Here is a 19,408-nt window from a genome sequence, read left to right as displayed (position 1 = left end):
GATGTCCCTGATCGATGTGAAGCGGATTGTCGATGCACAATCCGCCCTGACGCTCTCCCATGTGCCCGACGGCATGGATTCCTTCATCCTCGCCGAACTCGCGCGCCAGGGCCGCCCTGTGGCCTACATCGTCTCCGACGGACAGCGGCTGCAGAACCTCGAACAGACCCTGAGCTTCACCGCGCCAGACATCCCGGTCTTGAGCCTGCCGGCCTGGGATTGTCTTCCTTACGACCGCGTCTCGCCCTCCGCGGACGTCTCCGCCCGCCGCCTCTCGGCGCTGTCAGGTCTGATTTCGCTCTATCTCAATCCGCACCCGGCCATCGTGCTGGTGACGGTCAATGCCATGCTGCAGAAAGTGGCACCGGCGGATGTGATCGACAGCCTCGGTTTTTCGGCAAAGCCGGGCAACCAGGTGCGCATGGATGACATTGCCGCCCGTCTTGAGCGCAACGGCTTCGATCGCGTCGCAACCGTGCGCGAAGTCGGCGAGTTCGCGGTCCGCGGCGGCATCCTTGATGTTTTCGTGCCCGGTGCAGAAGAGCCGGTCCGCCTCGATTTCTTCGGCGATACGCTCGAATCGATCCGTTCCTTCGATCCGGCGAGCCAGCGCACCATTGGCCAGATCCGCTCGCTTGATCTGAACCCGATGAGCGAGGTGACGCTGACGCCCGAGAGCATCAGTCGCTTTCGCAAGAACTACCTGTCGCTCTTTGGCGCGGCGACCCGCGACGACGCGCTCTATGCCGCTGTCTCCGAAGGCCGACGTTATGCGGGCATGGAGCATTGGCTGCCCATGTTCTACGACAAGTTGGAGACCACCTTCGATTATCTGCGCGGTTTCCGTTTGGTCACCGACCATACCGTCCGTGAGGCAGCTGAAGAACGCGCCAAGCTGATCCGCGACTATTACGAGGCGCGCCTCAACTCGGCGACCCCCGGCAAGGGCCATCTCGCCCAGGGAACGCCTTACAAGCCGGTGCCGCCGGAGCGGCTCTATCTCGGCGCTGGCGAATTTGGCGCGAACCTCGACGCCTTCGATCCGATCCGCATCACCCCATTTGCCGAACACGGCGGCGAAAGCCGTCTCGTCATGGAGGTCAATGCCCGCCCGACGCCGCGCTGGGCAAAGTCCGCCAATGAGGCAAGCAGCGAAGAAAACAACCGCACCAACGTCTTCGGCCAGGCTGTCACCTATGTCGCCGATAAGCGGGCGGCCGGCGCCAAGGTTATTGTATCAGGCTGGTCAGAAGGCTCGCTCGACCGCCTGTTGCAGGTGCTGAACGAGCATGGCCTGGAACGGCTCGTGCCCGTCGCTGCCCTGAAAGACGTCGACAAGCTGAAAAAGGGCGAGGCGGGCACCGCCGTCCTCAGTCTCGAAGGCGGCTTCGAGACCGCCGGCCTCGTCGTCATCGGCGAGCAGGACATCCTCGGCGACCGCATGGTCCGCCGCTCCAAGCGCCGCAAGCGCGCGGCCGATTTCATCTCGGAAGTCGCCGGTATCGACGAAGGCTCGATCGTGGTGCATGCCGAGCACGGCATCGGCCGGTTTGTCGGTCTGCGCACCATCGAGGCCGCCGGCGCCCCGCATGCATGCCTTGAACTGCGATATGCCGACGACGCCAAGCTCTTCCTGCCTGTCGAAAACATCGACCTCCTCTCGCGCTATGGCGGCGAGGCGACGGAAGTGCAGCTCGACAAGCTGGGCGGCGGCGCCTGGCAGATGCGCAAGGCGAAGCTCAAGAAGCGCTTGCTCGATATGGCGGGCGCCCTGATCCGCATCGCCGCCGAACGCATGACGCGGACGGCTCCGGTGCTCACCACCCAGGAAGGTCTCTACGACGAATTCGCCGCCCGTTTCCCCTATGACGAGACGGAAGACCAGGAAACCGCGATCGAATCTGTCCGCTCCGATCTCGGCGCCGGCCGCCCGATGGATCGCCTGGTCTGCGGCGACGTCGGCTTCGGCAAGACGGAAGTGGCACTGCGCGCGGCCTTCATCGCCGCGATGAACGGAATCCAGGTCGCCGTCGTCGTGCCGACCACGCTGCTGGCCCGCCAGCATTTCAAGACCTTCTCCGAACGCTTCCGCGGCCTGCCGATCCGGATCCAGCAAGCCTCGCGCCTCGTCGGCACCAAGGAGCTCAACCTCGTCAAGAAGGAAGTCGCAGACGGCAAGACCGACATCGTCGTCGGCACCCATGCGCTGCTCGGCACGGGCGTCAATTTCGCCAATCTCGGCCTCCTGATCATCGACGAGGAGCAGCATTTCGGCGTCAAGCACAAGGAGCGGCTGAAGGAGCTCAAGTCCGACGTCCACGTCCTGACGCTGTCCGCCACCCCGATCCCGCGCACCCTGCAGCTCGCCATGACCGGCGTGCGCGAACTCTCGCTGATCACCACGCCGCCGGTCGACCGCATGGCGGTGCGAACCTTCATCTCGCCCTTCGACCCACTGGTGATCCGCGAGACCCTGATGCGCGAGCATTATCGCGGCGGCCAGAGTTTCTATGTGTGCCCGCGTCTATCGGACCTCGCCGATGTGAAGAGCTTCCTCGACGAGAATGTGCCGGAACTGAAGGTCGCCATCGCCCATGGCCAGATGGCGGCAGGCGAGCTCGAAGACATCATGAACGCCTTTTACGACGGCCGCTACGACGTGCTGTTGTCGACGACCATCGTTGAATCCGGCCTGGATGTACCGACGGCCAACACTCTGATCGTGCACCGCGCCGACATGTTCGGCCTTGCGCAGCTCTACCAGATTCGCGGCCGCGTCGGCCGCTCCAAGGTTCGCGCCTTCGCGCTGCTGACGCTCCCGGTCAACAAGGTGCTGACCACGGGTGCCGAGCGCCGCCTCAAGGTTCTGCAGTCGCTCGACACGCTCGGTGCGGGCTTCCAGCTCGCCAGCCACGACCTCGATATCCGCGGCGCCGGCAATCTGCTCGGCGAAGAGCAGTCCGGTCACATCAAGGAAGTCGGTTTCGAACTTTACCAGCAGATGCTGGAAGAGGCGGTCGCCGAAGTGAAGGGCGTCGACGAGATCCAGGACACCGGCTGGTCGCCGCAGATCCAGGTCGGCACATCCGTGATGATCCCCGACGCCTACGTGCCCGACCTGCATTTGCGCCTCGGCCTCTATCGCCGTCTGGGTGAAATCAATGAGCTGGGCGAGATCGATGCCTTTGGCGCAGAGATGATCGACCGCTTCGGCCCGATGCCGGTCGAGGTCCAGCACCTGCTGAAGGTCGTCTACATCAAGGCGCTCTGCCGCAAGGCCAATGTCGAAAAGCTGGAAGCCGGCCCCAAGGGCGTCGTCGTCCAGTTCCGCGGCAAGCAGTTCCCCAATCCGGCAGCGCTGGTCGGTTATATCGCCAAGCAGGGTACGATGGCGAAGATCCGGCCCGACCACAGCGTGTTCCTCACCCGCGATCTGCCGACTCCGGAAAAGCGGCTGTCGGGGGCAGCGGTGGTGATGACACAGCTGGCGGAACTGGCGAAGGGATAAGCGCGTCTCAGTCGGCGCGCGGTGCAATGCGGCGGATCTGGAACCCGGTCTTGTTCTGCTCGAAGCCCGCAGACTGGTAGAAACCGAGCGTCTCAGGCTTGCTGGACCCGGTCAGCAGCATGACTTTGTAACAGCCATGTTTCCAAGCAGATGACACGGCATGCAGCAGCGTCTGGCGGCCGTAACCGCGTCCCCGATGCTCTGCTGCAGTGACGACGTTTTCGATCAGCGCATAAGGCTGGCCGCCCCGCGTGAGGTTGGGGATGACGATCAGCGTGCAGGTGCTGACGATGTTATCGTTGAGAACGCCGATATGGACGGCGCTGCCAGGGATGCGGACCAGGGCATCGAAATGCATCCCAGCAGCCTCGACGGAGAGTTCGGGATCTTCGGGTATCAGATCTCGGTAGATCCGCAGGAGACCAGCGATGTCACCGCGCTCCGCCAATCGGATAACAAGCATGCTCTCGGCGACTGGGGTGGTCTCCATCCGGACCCCTAGTCGCCCTGTTCCGGCTTGATCGCCAGCGCCGCATCCGACTTGCCGGCCACCGGCGGCGGAAGCGGCGTGTCACGCTTGCGCTCGCGGATCAGCGTCAGCAGCCCGGAGCTTACGATCAGCACGATGCCGATGCCCATGGGCCAGCCAACCTTGTCGCCAAAGACCAGGTAGCCGAGCAGGATGGCCCAGAGCATCTGGCTGTACTGGATCGGCCCGACGATCGCGGCCGGGATGTAGAAAGACGCCAGCATCATGAAGACATTGCCGACGGCCGCCAGAAGACCGAAGGCGGCGAGCAGCATCAGGTCATAGCGCCCGGGCGCCTGGAAGTCCGGCAGCGAGAAGACGGCGCAGATGATGACGCTGCCGAGCAGGCCGGCGCCGTAGAGCGAGATGTTCTTCTCCTGCGGCCCCATGGCGCGGAAGATGATGATCGTGACGGCACCGGCAAAGCCCGACAGCATCGCGGCGAGATGGCCGACCTCCAGTTCGCGAAATCCGGGTCTCAGGACCACCAGAACGCCGAGGAAGCCGATCAGGACGGCCGCCCAGCGCTTCATGCCGACCTGTTCCTTCAGAAAGATCACTGACATGATCGTCGCGAAACTCGGCAGCAGGAAGATCAGGCAGAAAGCCTCGGCCATCGAGAGCTGGGTAAAGGCGATAATGCTGCCGACGGTACCGACGGCGGAGCAGACAAAGCGCAGCCCCCAGAGCGGCCAATTGGTGCTGCGCACCAGATCCGTATAGCGGTCGCCGCGCTTCATCAGGAAGGGGATGGCGGCGATGCCGAACAGGCTCCCGATAAAGCCTGCTTCGAAAGCCGGCACGCGACCCTCGACGAGTTTTACGGCGGCATCACTGAAGGAATAGGCGGCAAAACAGATGAAGGCGAAGAGCACGCCCTTGAAGGTGGTGTCGGCGGACAAGATGATGATCCCGGGGAGGAGGTGACCTCACCGGGATACGAGTGTTCGCGCTAACCGTCAATTCAGATTGCGCAGCGCCTCGGCCTTCGCCTTGCCAATTTCACGCAATGCATTGGCGAGTTCCTCCGGCGGTTGGGCACCGCTGACAGCATATTGCTGGTCGAAGATGAAGAAGGGCACGCCGTTGACGCCCATCTGCTTGGCAGCTTCGACCTCCGAGAGCACGTGGCTCACATCCGCATCGCCCGACAGCAGCGATTCTATCACCGGGCGAGACAGTCCGGCTTCCGTCGCGATGTCGAGAAGCACGGCAGCGTCACCGATATTGCGGCCCTGTTCGAAATTGGCCTTGAACAGCAGATCGACCACGCGGGTCTGCGTCTCCCGGCTTTCCTGGCCTGCCCAGTGGATCAGCCGGTGCGCATCGAGCGTGTTCGGCCCCACTTTGATCGCTCCGAAATCGAAAGCGATGCCGACCTCGGCACCGAGCGACTTCAGATGCGCATGCGCCTGGTCCATCTTGTCCTTGCCGCCGAGTTTTTTTGCGAGTTCGACCTGATGGTCGACACCCTCAGGCGGATAATCGGGATTGAGCTGATACGGGCGCCAGTTGATGTCGACACTGACCTCGTCCTGCACTTCGGCGATCGCAAGCTCGAGCCGCGCCTTGCCGAGATAGCACCAGGGGCAGACCACGTCGGATACGAGGTCGATGGTGATGCGGTCCATGATGCTGTCCTTTCCTGGCAGAGATATGCCTGTCACTTAAAGCAATGCGGGCCGGAGACAAGCTCCGGCCCGAAAACACAGCGTCAAATGCTTGAGGTTTACTGGACGCGCGCGTCGAACCAGGTCGGGCGCTGATAGCCGTACAGCGGCGCCGTTTCCGGTCGCCCGATATGCTTCCACCGTGCCACCCACTGCTCGCCGATATGGTAGAGCGGCACGACATAATGCCCAGCGACAAGCAGCCGGTCATAGGCCCGCACGGCCGCCTGGAAATCCTCAGGCTCGCGCGCCTGCAATAGGGCCTCCATCATCCGGTCGATATCGGGATCGGCGACACCGGCATAGTTGAAGCTGCCCTGCGCGTCCTTCGATTCCGATCCCCAGCGATTGACCTGCTCGGCGCCGGGAGACAGCGACGAGGTGTAGGACTTGATGATCATGTCATAGTCGAAACTGTTGGAGCGCGCCTGATACTGCGCATCGTCAACCGTCCGGATCGCCATATCGACGCCAATCAGCTTCAGCGTCCGCTGGAAGGCGAGCGCCATCTTTTCCTGGCCCTCGTTCTGTGTCATCACTTCGAAGGCAAGTGGTTTGCCGGACGCGTCCAGCATCTTGCCGCCCTGGATCTTGTAGCCGGCCTCGCCGAACAGCTTGACCGCCTTGCCGAGTGCCTTGCGATCACCCCCCGATCCGTCGGTCGCCGACTGGGTGTAAGTGCCGGCTAGGATCTCCGGCGACAGCTTGTCCTTGGCCGAGCCGAGAAGCGCCAGTTCCTTTTCGTCTGCGGCATTGCCATAAGCGCCGAGTGCCGAATTCTGCCAATAGCTCTGGGTCCGCGTGAATGCATTGCCGTAGAGTGTCTTGTTCAACCATTCAAAGTCGAAGGCGGTGTTGATCGCCTCGCGCACCTTCACGTCAGCGAAGATCGGCCGGCGGGTGTTGAACACGAAACCCAGCATGCCCGAGGGCAGGCCCGGCTTGAAGGCCTCCTTCCCCACATCCCCGTTCTCGGCTGCCGGAAAATTATAGGCGCGCTGCCAGTGATTGGAATCACCGTCCGGATAGATGTCGATCTCGCCCTTCTTGAAGGCCTCGAACAGTGTCGCTTCCTGGAGGAAATAGGTGACGGTAATCTCGTCGTAATTGTCGAACCCGACCTTCGCGGGGATGTCCTTGCCCCAATAATTCGGGTCGCGTGCCCAGGTCACCTTTTCGCCGGGCTTCAGCTCCTTGATCTTGTAGGGGCCTGATCCGACAGGAATCGCAAGCCCGCCCTGGTCGAAGGTCTCAGGGTCGATCGCATGCTTCGGCAGGATCGGGGTTGCGGAGGCGAAGATCAGCGGCGTCTCGCGGTTCGCCTTCTCGTTGAATGTGAATTTCACCCCGTGCTCGCCGATCTTCTCCATCTTGGCGACGGCGGTGAGACGGCCATTGAAGGGCGGGCGGCCCTTGTCGCGCAAAAGTTCGAAAGTGAAGATCACATCTTCGGGGGTCACAGGCGTACCGTCGTGCCATTTGGCCTGCGGATTGATATTGAACTGCACATAGCTCCGGTCAGCGTCCCACTCGACAGTCTCGGCGAGCAAGCCATAGAGCGTGAAGGGCTCGTCGGCCGAGCGGGTCATCAGCGGTTCGTAGAGCAGATTGCCGAATTCTGGATCCCACACACCGCGTGCCGTGGTCCGCATGCCCTTGAGCACGAAGGGGTTCAGCGCGTCGAAAGTGCCCACGACTCCGTAATTCACCCTGCCGCCCTTTTTCACATCCGGCTTCACATAGGGAAAATGTGTGTAGCCAGAGGAGAGGGCAGGTTCGCCATGCATGGCGATCCCGTGCACAGGTTCCGCCTGGACGGCGGTCGCCAGTGGCAGCAGGCAAAGGCTGAATAAGAGACGGCGCAAGATCTTGGTCCTCCCCGGTATGGAATCTGCAAATCGCGCGGAAGCTAGCACAGTCACCATAAAACCAACACAAGCGGGTGGGATTTAGGCGGGGTGAGTCGATCCGGTGTCAAAGAAATGCTGGATATTCCGGCCGCCACAATGTAACAGGTGAGCCAGATCGCCGGGTCATGTATTTGCCTCATTTGAACGACAGGTGAGGGCACACACGACCGGTGAATGACGCGGCATCGAAGTCCGCGCGACAGGGGTTTTCAGGAGACGGAATACGTATGATGTTCAAACTTAGCAACGCAACGCGGACGGCTGTGTCTGCAATCGCCTTGTCCTTCGCAGCCACCGCCATGCCGGTCGTCGCGCAGGCACAGGAAGCCGCCGCAGCTCCCTCCGAGGCGAAATGGTTCAAGACCTGCGCCAAGCAGGAAGAGTCGGACGTCTGCGTCGTCCAGAACCAGCTCGTCGCCGCCAATGGTCAGCTGATCACGGCCGTCGGCCTGATCACGGTCGAAGGCAAGGTCAACCGCAAGCTCCTTCAGGTCACGGTCCCATCGGCCCGCCTGATCCCGCCGGGCGTAATGATGCAGATCGACGGCGCCAAGGGCACCAAGCTAGACTATGCCGTCTGCCTGCCCGACCGCTGCACGGCTGAAATCCCGCTGACGGATGCGATCATCGACAGCCTGAAGAAGGGTGGCGAGGTCGTCTTCACCTCGATCAACTTCCGCCGCGCGCCGAACCCGATCAAGATCCCGCTGACCGGCTTCACCGGCGCCTTCGATGGCGAAGCGATGTCGCAGTCTCAGGCCGAAGAGCGTCAGCGTCTCCTGCAGGAAGCCATGCAGAAGAAGCAGGAAGAGCGCAACAAGGCCATCACCGACGCCCAGAACGCTGCCAAGCAGGGCAACTGATCCGCTAATCAGCATTGAAATGAAAAGAAGCCCGCGTCGCCAGACGCGGGCTTCTTTGCGTTTCGGGACCGAGAGTGAACCGTCAGTGGGCGAAGTTCATCTTCGGCTTGTAATGGCCGCTCTGCTGCGGTTCGAAAATCTGCTGGATCTGCGGGTTGCGCAGCGGCTCCTGGCTCTGATCGCGTTCGAGGTTCTGCTCGGACACATAGGCCACGTATTCCGTCTCGGAATTCTCCGCGAGCAGGTGGTAGAAGGGCTGATCCTTGTGCGGCCGGACTTCGGCCGGGATAGCGTTCCACCACTCCTCGGAATTCGCAAATTCCGGATCAACATCGAAGATCACGCCGCGGAACGGAAAGACCCGGTGCCGTACGACATCCCCGATACCAAATTTAGCGCTTCGTTGTTTCATGGCTTGACTTCCTTTCCCTGACATATTTGGGAAGAAAGCCCGACGAAATCAAGGGATGGTGTATGGGACCATTGTCGTCTCCCACACCTAGCCCGATTTCCGCCGGGGCGCAGTTGCCAAAATGAGGCCGCCGGTCACCAGTACGATCCCGACCGCGTGATACGCCTCGAAGCTCTCGTCCAGGAAGAAGACCGCCATCAGGATCGACATGGGCGGCATCAGGTAGAGCGTCATCCCGGCAATGCCCGGCCCGAAGACCTGTACCGCGTGCTGAAAACAATAAAAGGCGGCGAGCGAGGCGAACAGGATGATCCCTGCGAGCTTGGCGAATTCCATGCCCGTGTCGGGCAGGGGCCCGCCCATCGCAATCTCGATCAGCCCCGGCGGAACAAGCACGATCGAGCCGGAGAGGGCCAGCAAAGCAAACAGCGGCAGTGGCGGCATGGCGCGCACGGACGGACGCCGCAGCAGCAGCGAATAGGCAGCAAAGGCAATCGCTGCGACCAGGATTGCGAGGTCGCCGATGTTGAAACTCAGTTGCAGCAGCGCTTCCGGGTGACCTTTCAGCACGATGGCGACGACACCGGCAAAGGCGATCACCATGCCCGAAAATTCCAGCTGCGTGATCGCCCGCTTCTGGAATAGCCACTGGAACAGGATGATGAACAGCGAAGAGGTCGTGTAGATCAGCGTCGCGTTCGAGGCCGTCGTCAGCGTCAGAGCCCAATAGACGACGCCACCGCAGATCCCCATGCCGAGAATGCCGAGTGTCAACCAGAGCGCCGTGTGGCGGCGGACGAAATCGAGGCAGGCCTGCCGCTCCTGCCAGATGAAAGGTGACATCAGGATCGCCGCACCGAGCCAGCGCAGGAGCGCTGTGGCGAAGGGACCGACTTCGCCGGAGATGCCGCGACCGAAGATCAGGTTCGACGAAAAGAAGACCGGCGCCAGCAGGAAGAGCAGCCAGTCGTAGAGGCGCGGATCGGTCGGAAGTTTTGACGCTGGCATCGGGGATCGCTTGTCGCGGAGGAATATCTCAACAAGTGCTAGCGCGACGGCCCGTCCGGCGAAAGCGTCTTTCAAGGCAAATGGTTCCGTACGCAACGAAAAACGCCGGCGGATGTCTCCGCCGGCGTTTCGATTGGAATGTGTGGTCGATCAGACCGAGTAGTACATGTCGTATTCGACCGGATGCGGGGTCATTTCGTAGCGCATGACTTCCTGCATCTTCAGCTCGATGAACGAGTCGATCTGGTCGTCGTCGAAGACGCCACCGGCGGTCAGGAACTTGCGGTCCTTGTCCAGATTTTCCAGCGCTTCGCGCAGCGAACCGCAGACGGTCGGGATCTTCTTCAGTTCCTTCGGCGGCAGATCATACAGGTCCTTGTCCATGGCCTTGCCCGGATGGATCTTGTTCTTGATGCCGTCGAGACCGGCCATCAGCATGGCGGCGAAGGCGAGGTAGGGGTTCGCTGTCGGATCCGGGAAGCGGACTTCGACGCGCTTGGCCTTCGGGTTGGAGCCGAAGGGAATGCGGCACGAGGCCGAACGGTTGCGGGCCGAATAGGCGAGCAGAACCGGCGCTTCATAACCCGGGACCAGACGCTTGTAGGAATTGGTCGACGGGTTGGAGAAGGCGTTGATCGCCTTCGCGTGCTTGATGATGCCACCGATGAAATACAGGCAGCTTTCCGACAGCCCGGCATATTCATCACCGGCGAAGGTCGGCTTGCCATCCTTCCAGATCGACATGTGCACGTGCATGCCCGAGCCGTTGTCACCGAAGATCGGCTTCGGCATGAAGGTCGCGGTCTTGCCATAGGCATTGGCGACCTGGTGCACGACATACTTGTAGATCTGCATCTTGTCGGCATTGCGCACCAGCGCGTCGAATTTGATGCCGAGCTCGTGCTGGGCCGCCGCCACTTCATGGTGGTGCTTCTCAACGACAACGCCCATTTCGCCGAGAACCGTCAGCATTTCGGAGCGCATGTCCTGCAGGCTGTCGATCGGCGGAACCGGGAAATAGCCGCCCTTGACGCGCGGACGGTGACCGAGATTGCCGGTCTCGTAGTCGGTGTCGTCGTTAGACGGCAGTTCGGTCGAATCGAGCTTGAAGCCGGTGTTGTAAGGATCGGCCTTGTACTTGACGTCGTCGAAGACGAAAAATTCGGCTTCCGGGCCGACGAAGACGGTGTCGCCGATGCCGGATGCCTTCAGATAGGCTTCGGCCTTCTTGGCGGTGCCGCGCGGATCGCGGTTATAGGCTTCGCCCGAAACCGGATCAAGAATGTCGCAGAGGATGACCATAGTCGACTGGGCGAAGAAGGGGTCCATGTGAACGGTGGCCGGATCCGGCATCAGCACCATGTCGGACTCGTTGATGGCCTTCCAGCCGGCGATCGAGGAGCCGTCGAACATGACGCCATCGGCGAACATGTCTTCGTCGACGCAGACAATGTCCATCGTGACGTGCTGCAGCTTGCCCTTCGGGTCCGTGAAGCGCAGGTCGACGAACTTGACGTCGTTGTCCTTGATCTGTTTGAGGATATCGTTTGCGGTCGTCATATTTTTATGTTCCTCGCGTGAGCTGACGATTTAAACCCGACCTCCCTAGGTGTCGGGTCCGTTTAGATGGCGTCCATACCGGTTTCGCCGGTACGGATGCGGACGACTTCTTCGACGTTCGAAACGAAGATTTTGCCGTCGCCGATGCGGCCCGTCTGGGCTGCATTGCGGATGGCGTCGATGACGGCCTCCACGTTTTCGTCGGCCAGTACCACTTCGACCTTCACCTTAGGCAGGAAGTCCACGACATATTCGGCGCCGCGATAGAGCTCGGTATGGCCCTTCTGGCGACCGAAGCCCTTGGCTTCCGTCACGGTGATACCCTGCAAACCGACTTCCTGAAGGGCTTCCTTCACTTCGTCGAGCTTGAAAGGCTTGATGATCGCTTCGATCTTTTTCATGAGAAAATTTCTCTCCGCTTCCTCAGTAAAGCAGGATGAGCCCCGCCCGCCGGGTTGAATGCATGGAATGTGCCAGTTTTTTGCGAAATTGCTGCAAAAATACCTTCATCCTCCGTCCGACAGGGCAAATCTCCCGCAAAACGAACTGAAAAGCCAGCCCGAATTGCTTGAATTATCGCTTTCGGCCAATCTTTTTTCCAATGTTACCACACCCTTAAACGCCTGTCCGGATTGCACAAAATGCAAACGCGGTGCTCACAAAGCGTGCATTTGCATTTAATTTAACCAGAAAGAATGTGCCTAAAATCGTGCAGCTTTGCTCGTGTCGGGATTTCTGCTCTAACGTGTGGCATGAGACTTCCAAGACCTGAGATCCTGTTGACCCCGAATGAGATTTCGCACGTCGATGCCGCTGCGATCGCCTCCGGACTCATTGGCTCCATGCTGATGCGTTGCGCCGGGGAGGCCGTGGCTGCCTCTGCCTTACGGCACTACCCAGCGGCGCGTCGGTTCCCAGTTTTCTGCGGCCCTGGCAACAACGGCGGTGATGGCTACGTTGCGGCAACAGCGCTTGTCCGTTGCGGTGCCGACGTCCGCGTCTTCGCCTTGGGGGACCCGGACCGGCTGAGCGGCGATGCCAGGATCGCCCGAGAGAGTTGGGCTGGCCCTGTCGAAAGCCTCGAAGCCTACATGCCCCATGCAGGGGACGTGGTGATCGACGCATTGTTCGGGGCCGGCCTCGCGCGCGACGTCCCGGACATTGTGCGACTGGTGATCGATAAGGTGGCAGAGACCGGCGCGCCCGTGCTCGCGGTCGATCTGCCCTCCGGTATCGACGGCGCGACCGGTAAAATCCGTGGGGCAGCCTTCCGCGCAGACCGCAGCGTCACCTTCGTCGAGCGAAAGCCGGGTCATGTGCTCCTTCCGGGGCGTAGCCACTGCGGCACGGTCGAAGTCTTCGATATCGGCATACCCCGGCGCATCGTCCTCGCCGAGGCTGGAAAATTCCGGGTCAACGGGCCGGCGCTTTTCCAGGCATTCCGTCGCGCGCTGTCTGCCGAGGATCACAAATATCGTCGCGGCCATCTAACGGTTTTTTCCGGCCCGGCGATCTCGACCGGCGCTGCCCGCTTGTCGGCCGGCGCGGCATTGAAAGCCGGCGCAGGGCTTGTCACTTTGGCCTCACCCAGCGACGCTCTGGCTGCCAACGGAGCACATCTGACGGCCGTGATGCTGGCGCCGATCGACACACTGGCCGATGTCGAAAACTGGCTGATCGACCAGAGGCGCAACAGCTTTGTCCTCGGGCCGGGATTCGCAAGCCGTGACAAGGCGCGCAGCTACGCCCTTGCCATCGCGCGGAATGGACGGAGACTGGTGCTGGATGCCGATGGGATCTCGGCTTTCGCCGACAATGCCAACGCACTGCAAAGCGCCTTTGCAGGCTCGTCGGGTCACTTGGTCATCACACCACATGAAGGTGAGTTCACCCGTCTCTTTCCGGAAATCGCCAAATCCGAGGAAGGCAAGGTCGAGAAGGCACTCGCTGCTGCAAGAGCCATAGGCGGCATCGTCGTCTACAAGGGCGCCGACACCGTGATTGCATCCCCTGATGGCCACGCCGCAGTCGAGGAGAAGGCGCCGGCCACACTCGCAACCGCCGGCTCAGGCGACGTTCTGGCAGGCATTATCGGCGCCAATCTCTCCAATGGCATGCCGGCTTTCGAAGCGGCCTGCGCCGGCGTCCATCAGCACGGCCAGGCGGCGGGCAGGTCAGGTGAAGGCCTCACGGCTGAAGACCTCGTCTCACACGTTCTGCCAGCCTGACGCAGGCGCATCGCCCGAAAGTATGTCGCGGTTTCAGAGTTCCGCCGGCTGCACCAGTCGGCTGCGCCGCAACAGGCCTTCGCCCTCGAGAAGCGGATAGGCGATGGAAACGAACAGCGAGTTGATCTCCTTGAGATCCCGCATCGTGTCGATATGCAGGGAGCTCGAATCGAAGCTTGCCGCATTGCCCTGACGCAAGCGTTGCAAATGGCTTTCCTCGCTTGTTTTCACCAGGTTCCGGATCGCTTCCTTGCGCGCAACCAACTGGCGCGCATGGCCGATGTCACGGTTGACCAACAGGTTGAAGGCGAGATGAGCATTCTGCACCACCTCGTCATGCATGGCGCAGAGTTCGGCCCAGCCCTCGGCGGAGAAGGCGACATTGCGCTCGTTCTTCTTGCGCGCCCGGGTGAGCATGTTCTGCGAGATAATGTCGGCTGCCTGTTCGATCTTGATCGTCGCGCCGAGCAGGTTCTGGCACTGGGCGGCAGAGGCCTGGTCGAGCGCCGTCTGCGAAATGCGGGCGAGGTAAAACTTGATGTCGCGGTGGATCGTGTCGATCTGGTCGTCGAGCGCCTCGATCCGCTGCGTTTTCTTCGTGTCCCAGCGCTCGTAGAGCTCGAATATGCCGTTGAGCATGATCTCGGTCTTGTCACAGACCGTCAGAACCTCGCGTGTCGCATTCGAAATGGCCTGCTGCGGGTTGGTCAGATCCATCACGTTCAGCGCGGAAAAACGATCGTCGTTCGCCGCCCGCTCTTCCGAACCCGCCAGCATCCGTTCCAGCATGGAAGCGACCAGGCCCGCAAAGGGAAGCCCGAATACGAGAACGGCGCCGTTCATCGCCAGATGCACCATCACCACGGAATCGCCGGGATGCGCGGAGAAGACGGAGGGACTGAGCGCAAAGACAAATTGGGCGGCAAGCGCGATCAGGGTCATCATCCCGCGGATGACGACATTGCCAAGCGGAACGATCCTCGCATTCGCCTCGGCATTCTTGGTGAGCAGGGCCGCAATGATCGCAGCGCCGAAATTGATGCCGAGCACCAGCGGAATGATCAGGGCGTCTGGCAGCAGGTTCTGGTCGGCAAGGGAAGCGACCAGCAGAACTGCCGCCACACTCGAATGGAATGCCCAGGCGAGCAGGGCCGCTAGCACGAAGGCACTGATCCAGTCGCCGGCGAGATAATTGAACAGAACCGGCAGGATCCGGCTCTCGCGCAGCGGCTCCGATGCCTCGCCGATTAGGCGCAGCGACAGGAGAAGCAGGCCGAGACCGAAGAGAATGCGCCCGATCTGTCGCCAGCCGCGCGCCTCGGAGGCGCGGAATGCGATCGTTCCGGCAAGCAACAGCACAGGCACCAGCAGCGAGAGATCATAGCGCAGGATGCGCACCACGAAGGCGGACCCGAAATCCGCGCCGAGCAGCGTCGCGACCCCGATGGCCGGCAGGACATAACCGGCGGCTGAAAACGAGGCAACGATCAGCGCAACCGCTGTTGCACTCTGCAGTGCCACCGCAAACAGGAAACCGGCAAAGGCCGCAGAGAACCGGTTTCCGACCGCATGCCGCAGTTTGTCCTTCAGGACGCCGCCATAGGCGCGTTCGATCCCCGTGCGCACCATGCGTGTCGCCCAGAGAAGCAGCGCCACGGCGCCAGCGAGATGAATAAAGACGGCGATGCCCGACATGGAAGTGCCTCGAACTCTAAAAATCTGGACGCACATGTCCAAAGAGGAAAAGCATGCCGGTCCAAAACGCGGTCGCGAGTGCGACTCTGCGACCGAGCCTAGTCCAGTTTCGCCAATGTCACAAATTGATGACGGTCAGCCGGGCCGCGCCGTTAGCCGATCCGCTTCTGCAACTCTATCGCCCCCCTCGGTGCATTTACCTTGCCCCCGGAGATGAAGAAGGCGAAGACGTCGCGCGGCTCCTTTTTCGCCGGCTTGTCCTTGGCAATCAGGTTCAGATCCTCGGGCACGTTGCCCGCGGCATAAGCCTTGAACCGCTCGCCCCAGGCGTCGATCTCCCCTGGCGGATAGCAGGTCGGCGTTTCATCCGTGCCCTTTTGCAGCCGCGCATAGATGAAATCGGCGGTCGGATCGGCAAACATCGGATAGTCGTGATGATCGGCACAAACGGCCGCCACCCCATGCCGGCGCAGCATGTCGATGAACTCCGGCACAAGAAAGCTCTCATGCCGGGGTTCCACCACATGGCGCAGCGGCCGTCCATTCAGCGCCTTCGGCAACAGGCCAAGAAACGCCTCGAAATCATCGGCGTCGAATTTCTTAGTCCCCATGAACTGCCAGAGGATCGGCCCCAGATGCGGCCCCAGTTCCTCGATACCCTGATGCAAAAATTTCTCGACCGACGGTCCAGCCTCGGCCAGAATCTTGCGGTTGGTACAGAACCGGCTGGCTTTTAGCGAAAAGACGAACTTTTCCGGAGCTTCGGACGCCCATTTGGCAAAGGTCGCCGGCTTCTGGCTGGAATAATAGGTCCCGTTCACCTCGATCGCCGTCAACTGCCGGCTGGCATATTCCAGCTGGCGCTTCTTCGGCAGATCATTCGGATAAAAGCTGTCGTCCCAGGCATCAAAGGTCCATCCCCCGATGCCACATCGGATTGAGCCTGATTTGGTCATGAAATGCCTCCCGCTCGATAAATATAGGTGATTGGCTAAATCAAAAATGAACCCTGCGTACAGGCAGGGTACCTTCTTGTATGGGAGCTCAAGATCACTCCGCCGCCTGCACCTTCTTCACCGGCCGACGCTGCAAAAGCTCCTTGAGAAACTGCCCGGTATAGGACGCCTCAACCTTCACCACTTCTTCCGGCGTGCCTTGTGCCACGATCTGGCCGCCGCCATCACCACCTTCCGGACCGAAGTCGAGGATGTAGTCGGCCGTCTTGATGACCTCGAGATTATGCTCGATGACGACGACGGAATTGCCTTGGTTGACCAGTTCCTGCAGCATTTCCAGAAGCTTGGCCACGTCGTGGAAATGCAGGCCGGTTGTCGGTTCGTCGAGGATGTAGAGCGTGCGGCCGGTCGAACGCTTCGACAGTTCCTTGGCGAGCTTGACGCGCTGCGCCTCACCACCCGACAGCGTGTTGGCCTGCTGGCCGACCTTGATATAGCCGAGGCCGACGTCGAAGAGCGCCTGCAGCTTGTCCCGCACCGCCGGTACCGCCTGGAAGAACTCGACACCTTCTTCGACCGTCATGTCGAGCACGTCGGCGATCGACTTACCCTTGAAGGTCACGTCGAGTGTTTCGCGATTGTAGCGTTTGCCGTGGCAGACATCGCAGGTGACGTACACGTCGGGCAGGAAATGCATCTCGATCTTGATCACGCCATCGCCCTGGCAGGCCTCGCAGCGGCCGCCCTTGACGTTGAACGAGAAACGACCGGCCTGGTAACCGCGCGCCTTCGCCTCCGGCAACCCGGTGAACCAGTCGCGGATGGGCGTGAAGGCACCGGTATAGGTGGCAGGGTTGGAGCGCGGCGTACGCCCAATCGGCGACTGGTCGATGTCGATCACCTTGTCGATGAATTCGAAGCCGTCGATGCGTTCGTGTTCGGCCGGGTTTTCGCGGGCACCCATGACGCGGCGCGCCGCCGCCTTGTAAAGCGTCTCGATCAGGAAGGTCGACTTGCCGCCACCCGACACGCCGGTGACGGCCGTGAACATGCCGAGCGGTATCGAGGCCGTGACATTCTTCAGGTTGTTGCCCTTAGCGCCGACCACCTTGATCTGTTGGCCCTTTTTCGGCTTGCGCCGCTGCGCCGGAACGCTGACCCCCATTTCGCCGGTCAGATACTTGCCCGTCAGCGATTTAGGATGCGCCATGATATCCTGCGGAGACCCTTGCGCGATGACCTGGCCGCCATGGATGCCGGCCGCCGGCCCGATGTCGACGACATAGTCGGCGCTGAGGATCGCATCCTCGTCATGCTCGACGACGATGACCGTGTTCCCGATGTCACGCAGATGCTTCAGCGTGTCGAGCAGCCGCGCATTGTCACGCTGGTGCAGGCCGATCGACGGCTCGTCGAGCACGTAGAGCACGCCCGTCAGGCCGGAGCCGATCTGCGAGGCGAGACGAATGCGCTGGCTTTCGCCGCCCGACAGTGTGCCGGAATTGCGCGACATGGAGAGATAGTCGAGGCCGACATCGTTGAGGAAGCGCAGACGCTCACGGATCTCTTTCAGCACGCGTACGGCGATCTCGTTCTGCTTGTCGGTCAACTTGGCCGGCAGGTCTTCGAACCAGGAGCCGGCAATGCGGATCGCCATGTTCGTCACCTGGCCGATATGCAAGCCATTGATCTTGACCGCCAGCGCCTCGGGCTTCAGGCGGAAGCCGTTACAGGCCGGGCAGGGGGCGGCCGACATGAAGCGCTCGATCTCTTCGCGCGCCCAGGCGCTGTCGGTCTCCTTCCAGCGCCGCTCGAGGTTCGGCACGATGCCTTCGAAGGTCTTAGTGGTCGTATAGGAGCGCGCGCCGTCGGCGTAATGAAAGTCGATCTTCTCCTCGGTCCCGTGCAGGATCGCCTTCTGCGCCGCCTCCGAAAGATCCGACCATTTCGACGTCAGCTTGAAGCCAAATGCCTTGCCCAGCGCTTCGACAGTCTGGTTGTAATAAGGCGAGCTCGACTTGGCCCAGGGAGCGATTGCCCCGTCATTCAGCTTCCGGTGCATTTCCGGAATGATCAGTGCTTCGTCGATCTTCTGCTGGGACCCGAGACCGTCGCAGGTCGGGCAGGCGCCGAAGGGATTGTTGAAAGAGAACAATCGCGGCTCGATTTCCGGAATGGTGAAGCCTGAGACAGGGCAGGCGAACTTCTCCGAAAACAGGACGCGCTCATGCGTCTCGTTCAGCGACTTGTTCGCCGAGCCACCTGCGGAGGTTTCTTCGGGTGGCAGCGGCTTGTCGGCGAATTCGGCCACGGCCAGCCCGTCGGCCAGACGAAGGCAGGTCTCGAGACTGTCCGCCAGACGGCTCGCGATGTCAGGCCGCACCACGACACGGTCCACGACCACGTCGATGTCGTGCTTGTATTTCTTGTCGAGCGTCGGGGCCTCCGCGATCTCGTAGAATTGCCCGTCGATCTTGACGCGCTGGAAGCCCTTCTTCATCAGCTCGGCGAGTTCCTTCTTGTACTCGCCCTTGCGACCGCGGATCATCGGCGCAAGGATGTAGAGGCGCGTGCCTTCCTCATAGGCGAGGATCCGGTCGACCATCTGGCTCACCGTCTGGCTCTCGATCGGCAGGCCTGTCGCGGGCGAGTAGGGCACGCCGACGCGGGCAAACAGCAAGCGCATATAGTCGTAGATTTCAGTGACCGTGCCGACCGTCGAGCGTGGATTGCGCGACGTGGTCTTCTGCTCGATCGAGATCGCGGGAGAAAGTCCCTCGATCTGATCGACATCCGGCTTCTGCATCATTTCCAGGAATTGGCGCGCATAGGCCGACAGGCTCTCGACATAACGCCGCTGTCCTTCGGCATAGATCGTGTCGAAAGCCAAGGACGACTTGCCCGAGCCGGACAGTCCCGTCATGACGATCAGGCTGTTGCGCGGCAGATCGAGGTCGATGCCCTTGAGATTGTGCTCGCGCGCACCGCGGATGGAAATAGTCTTGAGTTCGCTCATGTCGGGCTCTGATCGGCAAAGGGAAGGGGACGGTTCTTGGGAGAACTGTCCTT

14 protein-coding genes are annotated in these 19,408 nt (G+C 61.3%); 3 read left to right on the top strand and 11 right to left on the bottom strand.

Going from position 1 to position 19,408, the window contains the following annotated elements:
* Position 1 precedes the first annotated feature (1 nt).
* Positions 2 to 3,508: a transcription-repair coupling factor gene (mfd, locus tag E9677_RS11045; protein WP_408014726.1), complete on the top strand. Its 3,507-nt coding sequence runs from the start codon at positions 2 to 4 to the stop codon at positions 3,506 to 3,508.
* A gap of 7 nt (positions 3,509 to 3,515) precedes the next feature.
* On the opposite strand, the gene E9677_RS11040 is transcribed toward mfd, so the two are convergent.
* The 4 genes from E9677_RS11040 to E9677_RS11025 form a co-directional block, all read right to left on the bottom strand.
* Entirely contained in the window at positions 3,516 to 3,998 is a 483-nt protein-coding gene (locus tag E9677_RS11040) for a GNAT family N-acetyltransferase (RefSeq protein ID WP_136558175.1), read from the bottom strand.
* Positions 3,999 to 4,006: 8 nt separating this feature from the next.
* Positions 4,007 to 4,939, bottom strand: coding sequence for a DMT family transporter (locus E9677_RS11035; protein WP_136558174.1), 933 nt, complete (start codon positions 4,937 to 4,939; stop codon positions 4,007 to 4,009).
* Between the two features lie 57 nt (positions 4,940 to 4,996).
* Positions 4,997 to 5,668, bottom strand: coding sequence for a DsbA family oxidoreductase (locus tag E9677_RS11030; protein WP_136558173.1), 672 nt, complete (start codon positions 5,666 to 5,668; stop codon positions 4,997 to 4,999).
* A gap of 98 nt (positions 5,669 to 5,766) precedes the next feature.
* Complete coding sequence (locus tag E9677_RS11025; RefSeq protein WP_235882930.1) at positions 5,767 to 7,572, bottom strand: extracellular solute-binding protein; 1,806 nt, start codon at positions 7,570 to 7,572, stop codon at positions 5,767 to 5,769.
* 272 nt (positions 7,573 to 7,844) lie between these two features.
* On the opposite strand from E9677_RS11025, the gene E9677_RS11020 reads away from it, so the two are divergent.
* Positions 7,845 to 8,480: an invasion associated locus B family protein gene (locus tag E9677_RS11020; RefSeq protein ID WP_136558171.1), complete on the top strand. Its 636-nt coding sequence runs from the start codon at positions 7,845 to 7,847 to the stop codon at positions 8,478 to 8,480.
* A gap of 82 nt (positions 8,481 to 8,562) precedes the next feature.
* Here the strand turns inward: E9677_RS11020 and hspQ are convergent, their stop codons facing one another.
* The 4 genes from hspQ to E9677_RS11000 form a co-directional block, all read right to left on the bottom strand.
* Positions 8,563 to 8,892: a heat shock protein HspQ gene (hspQ, locus tag E9677_RS11015; RefSeq protein ID WP_136558170.1), complete on the bottom strand. Its 330-nt coding sequence runs from the start codon at positions 8,890 to 8,892 to the stop codon at positions 8,563 to 8,565.
* A gap of 87 nt (positions 8,893 to 8,979) precedes the next feature.
* Complete coding sequence (locus tag E9677_RS11010) at positions 8,980 to 9,900, bottom strand: DMT family transporter (protein WP_136558169.1); 921 nt, start codon at positions 9,898 to 9,900, stop codon at positions 8,980 to 8,982.
* 150 nt (positions 9,901 to 10,050) lie between these two features.
* A complete protein-coding gene (gene glnA / locus E9677_RS11005; RefSeq protein WP_136558168.1) occupies positions 10,051 to 11,460 on the bottom strand; it encodes a type I glutamate--ammonia ligase in 1,410 nt (469 codons plus the stop codon).
* Positions 11,461 to 11,522: 62 nt separating this feature from the next.
* A complete protein-coding gene (locus tag E9677_RS11000; RefSeq protein ID WP_136558167.1) occupies positions 11,523 to 11,861 on the bottom strand; it encodes a P-II family nitrogen regulator in 339 nt (112 codons plus the stop codon).
* Positions 11,862 to 12,212: 351 nt separating this feature from the next.
* Here E9677_RS11000 and E9677_RS10995 point away from each other — a divergent pair, with 351 nt between their 5' ends.
* Complete coding sequence (locus E9677_RS10995) at positions 12,213 to 13,688, top strand: NAD(P)H-hydrate dehydratase (RefSeq protein WP_136558166.1); 1,476 nt, start codon at positions 12,213 to 12,215, stop codon at positions 13,686 to 13,688.
* A gap of 33 nt (positions 13,689 to 13,721) precedes the next feature.
* On the opposite strand, the gene E9677_RS10990 is transcribed toward E9677_RS10995, so the two are convergent.
* The 3 genes from E9677_RS10990 to uvrA all read right to left on the bottom strand — a co-directional run bounded on the left by E9677_RS10990 (position 13,722) and on the right by uvrA (position 19,355).
* Positions 13,722 to 15,383 carry a Na/Pi cotransporter family protein gene (locus E9677_RS10990; protein WP_168801194.1) on the bottom strand — a complete coding sequence of 554 codons (1,662 nt, stop codon included), beginning with the start codon at positions 15,381 to 15,383 and terminating at the stop codon, positions 13,722 to 13,724.
* A 152-nt stretch (positions 15,384 to 15,535) separates the two neighbouring features.
* On the bottom strand, positions 15,536 to 16,339 hold the full coding sequence (locus E9677_RS10985) for a DUF72 domain-containing protein (protein ID WP_136558164.1): 804 nt from the start codon (positions 16,337 to 16,339) through the stop codon (positions 15,536 to 15,538).
* A 94-nt stretch (positions 16,340 to 16,433) separates the two neighbouring features.
* Positions 16,434 to 19,355 (bottom strand): excinuclease ABC subunit UvrA, encoded by a 2,922-nt coding sequence (gene uvrA, locus E9677_RS10980; RefSeq protein ID WP_136558163.1) that lies wholly within the window; start codon positions 19,353 to 19,355, stop codon positions 16,434 to 16,436.
* Positions 19,356 to 19,408: the final 53 nt, after the last annotated feature.

This window comes from Peteryoungia rhizophila, assembly GCF_004912145.1.
Lineage (GTDB): Bacteria > Pseudomonadota > Alphaproteobacteria > Rhizobiales > Rhizobiaceae > Allorhizobium > Allorhizobium rhizophilum.
The sequence above is the reverse complement of the archived record's forward strand: the minus strand, read 5'-3'. Positions and strand labels throughout refer to the sequence as shown.

Bases quoted from the DNA above. Each gene is read 5' to 3' on its own strand.
- mfd (WP_408014726.1), top strand. From the start codon at position 2: ATGTCCCTGATCGATGTGAAGCGGATTGTCGATGCACAATCCGCCCTG.
- E9677_RS11040 (WP_136558175.1), bottom strand. From the start codon at position 3,998: ATGGAGACCACCCCAGTCGCCGAGAGCATGCTTGTTATCCGATTGGCG.
- E9677_RS11030 (WP_136558173.1), bottom strand. From the start codon at position 5,668: ATGGACCGCATCACCATCGACCTCGTATCCGACGTGGTCTGCCCCTGG.
- E9677_RS11020 (WP_136558171.1), top strand. From the start codon at position 7,845: ATGATGTTCAAACTTAGCAACGCAACGCGGACGGCTGTGTCTGCAATC.
- hspQ (WP_136558170.1), bottom strand. From the start codon at position 8,892: ATGAAACAACGAAGCGCTAAATTTGGTATCGGGGATGTCGTACGGCAC.
- E9677_RS11010 (WP_136558169.1), bottom strand. From the start codon at position 9,900: ATGCCAGCGTCAAAACTTCCGACCGATCCGCGCCTCTACGACTGGCTG.
- glnA (WP_136558168.1), bottom strand. From the start codon at position 11,460: ATGACGACCGCAAACGATATCCTCAAACAGATCAAGGACAACGACGTC.
- E9677_RS11000 (WP_136558167.1), bottom strand. From the start codon at position 11,861: ATGAAAAAGATCGAAGCGATCATCAAGCCTTTCAAGCTCGACGAAGTG.
- E9677_RS10995 (WP_136558166.1), top strand. From the start codon at position 12,213: ATGAGACTTCCAAGACCTGAGATCCTGTTGACCCCGAATGAGATTTCG.
- E9677_RS10990 (WP_168801194.1), bottom strand. From the start codon at position 15,383: ATGTCGGGCATCGCCGTCTTTATTCATCTCGCTGGCGCCGTGGCGCTG.
- E9677_RS10985 (WP_136558164.1), bottom strand. From the start codon at position 16,339: ATGACCAAATCAGGCTCAATCCGATGTGGCATCGGGGGATGGACCTTT.
- uvrA (WP_136558163.1), bottom strand. From the start codon at position 19,355: ATGAGCGAACTCAAGACTATTTCCATCCGCGGTGCGCGCGAGCACAAT.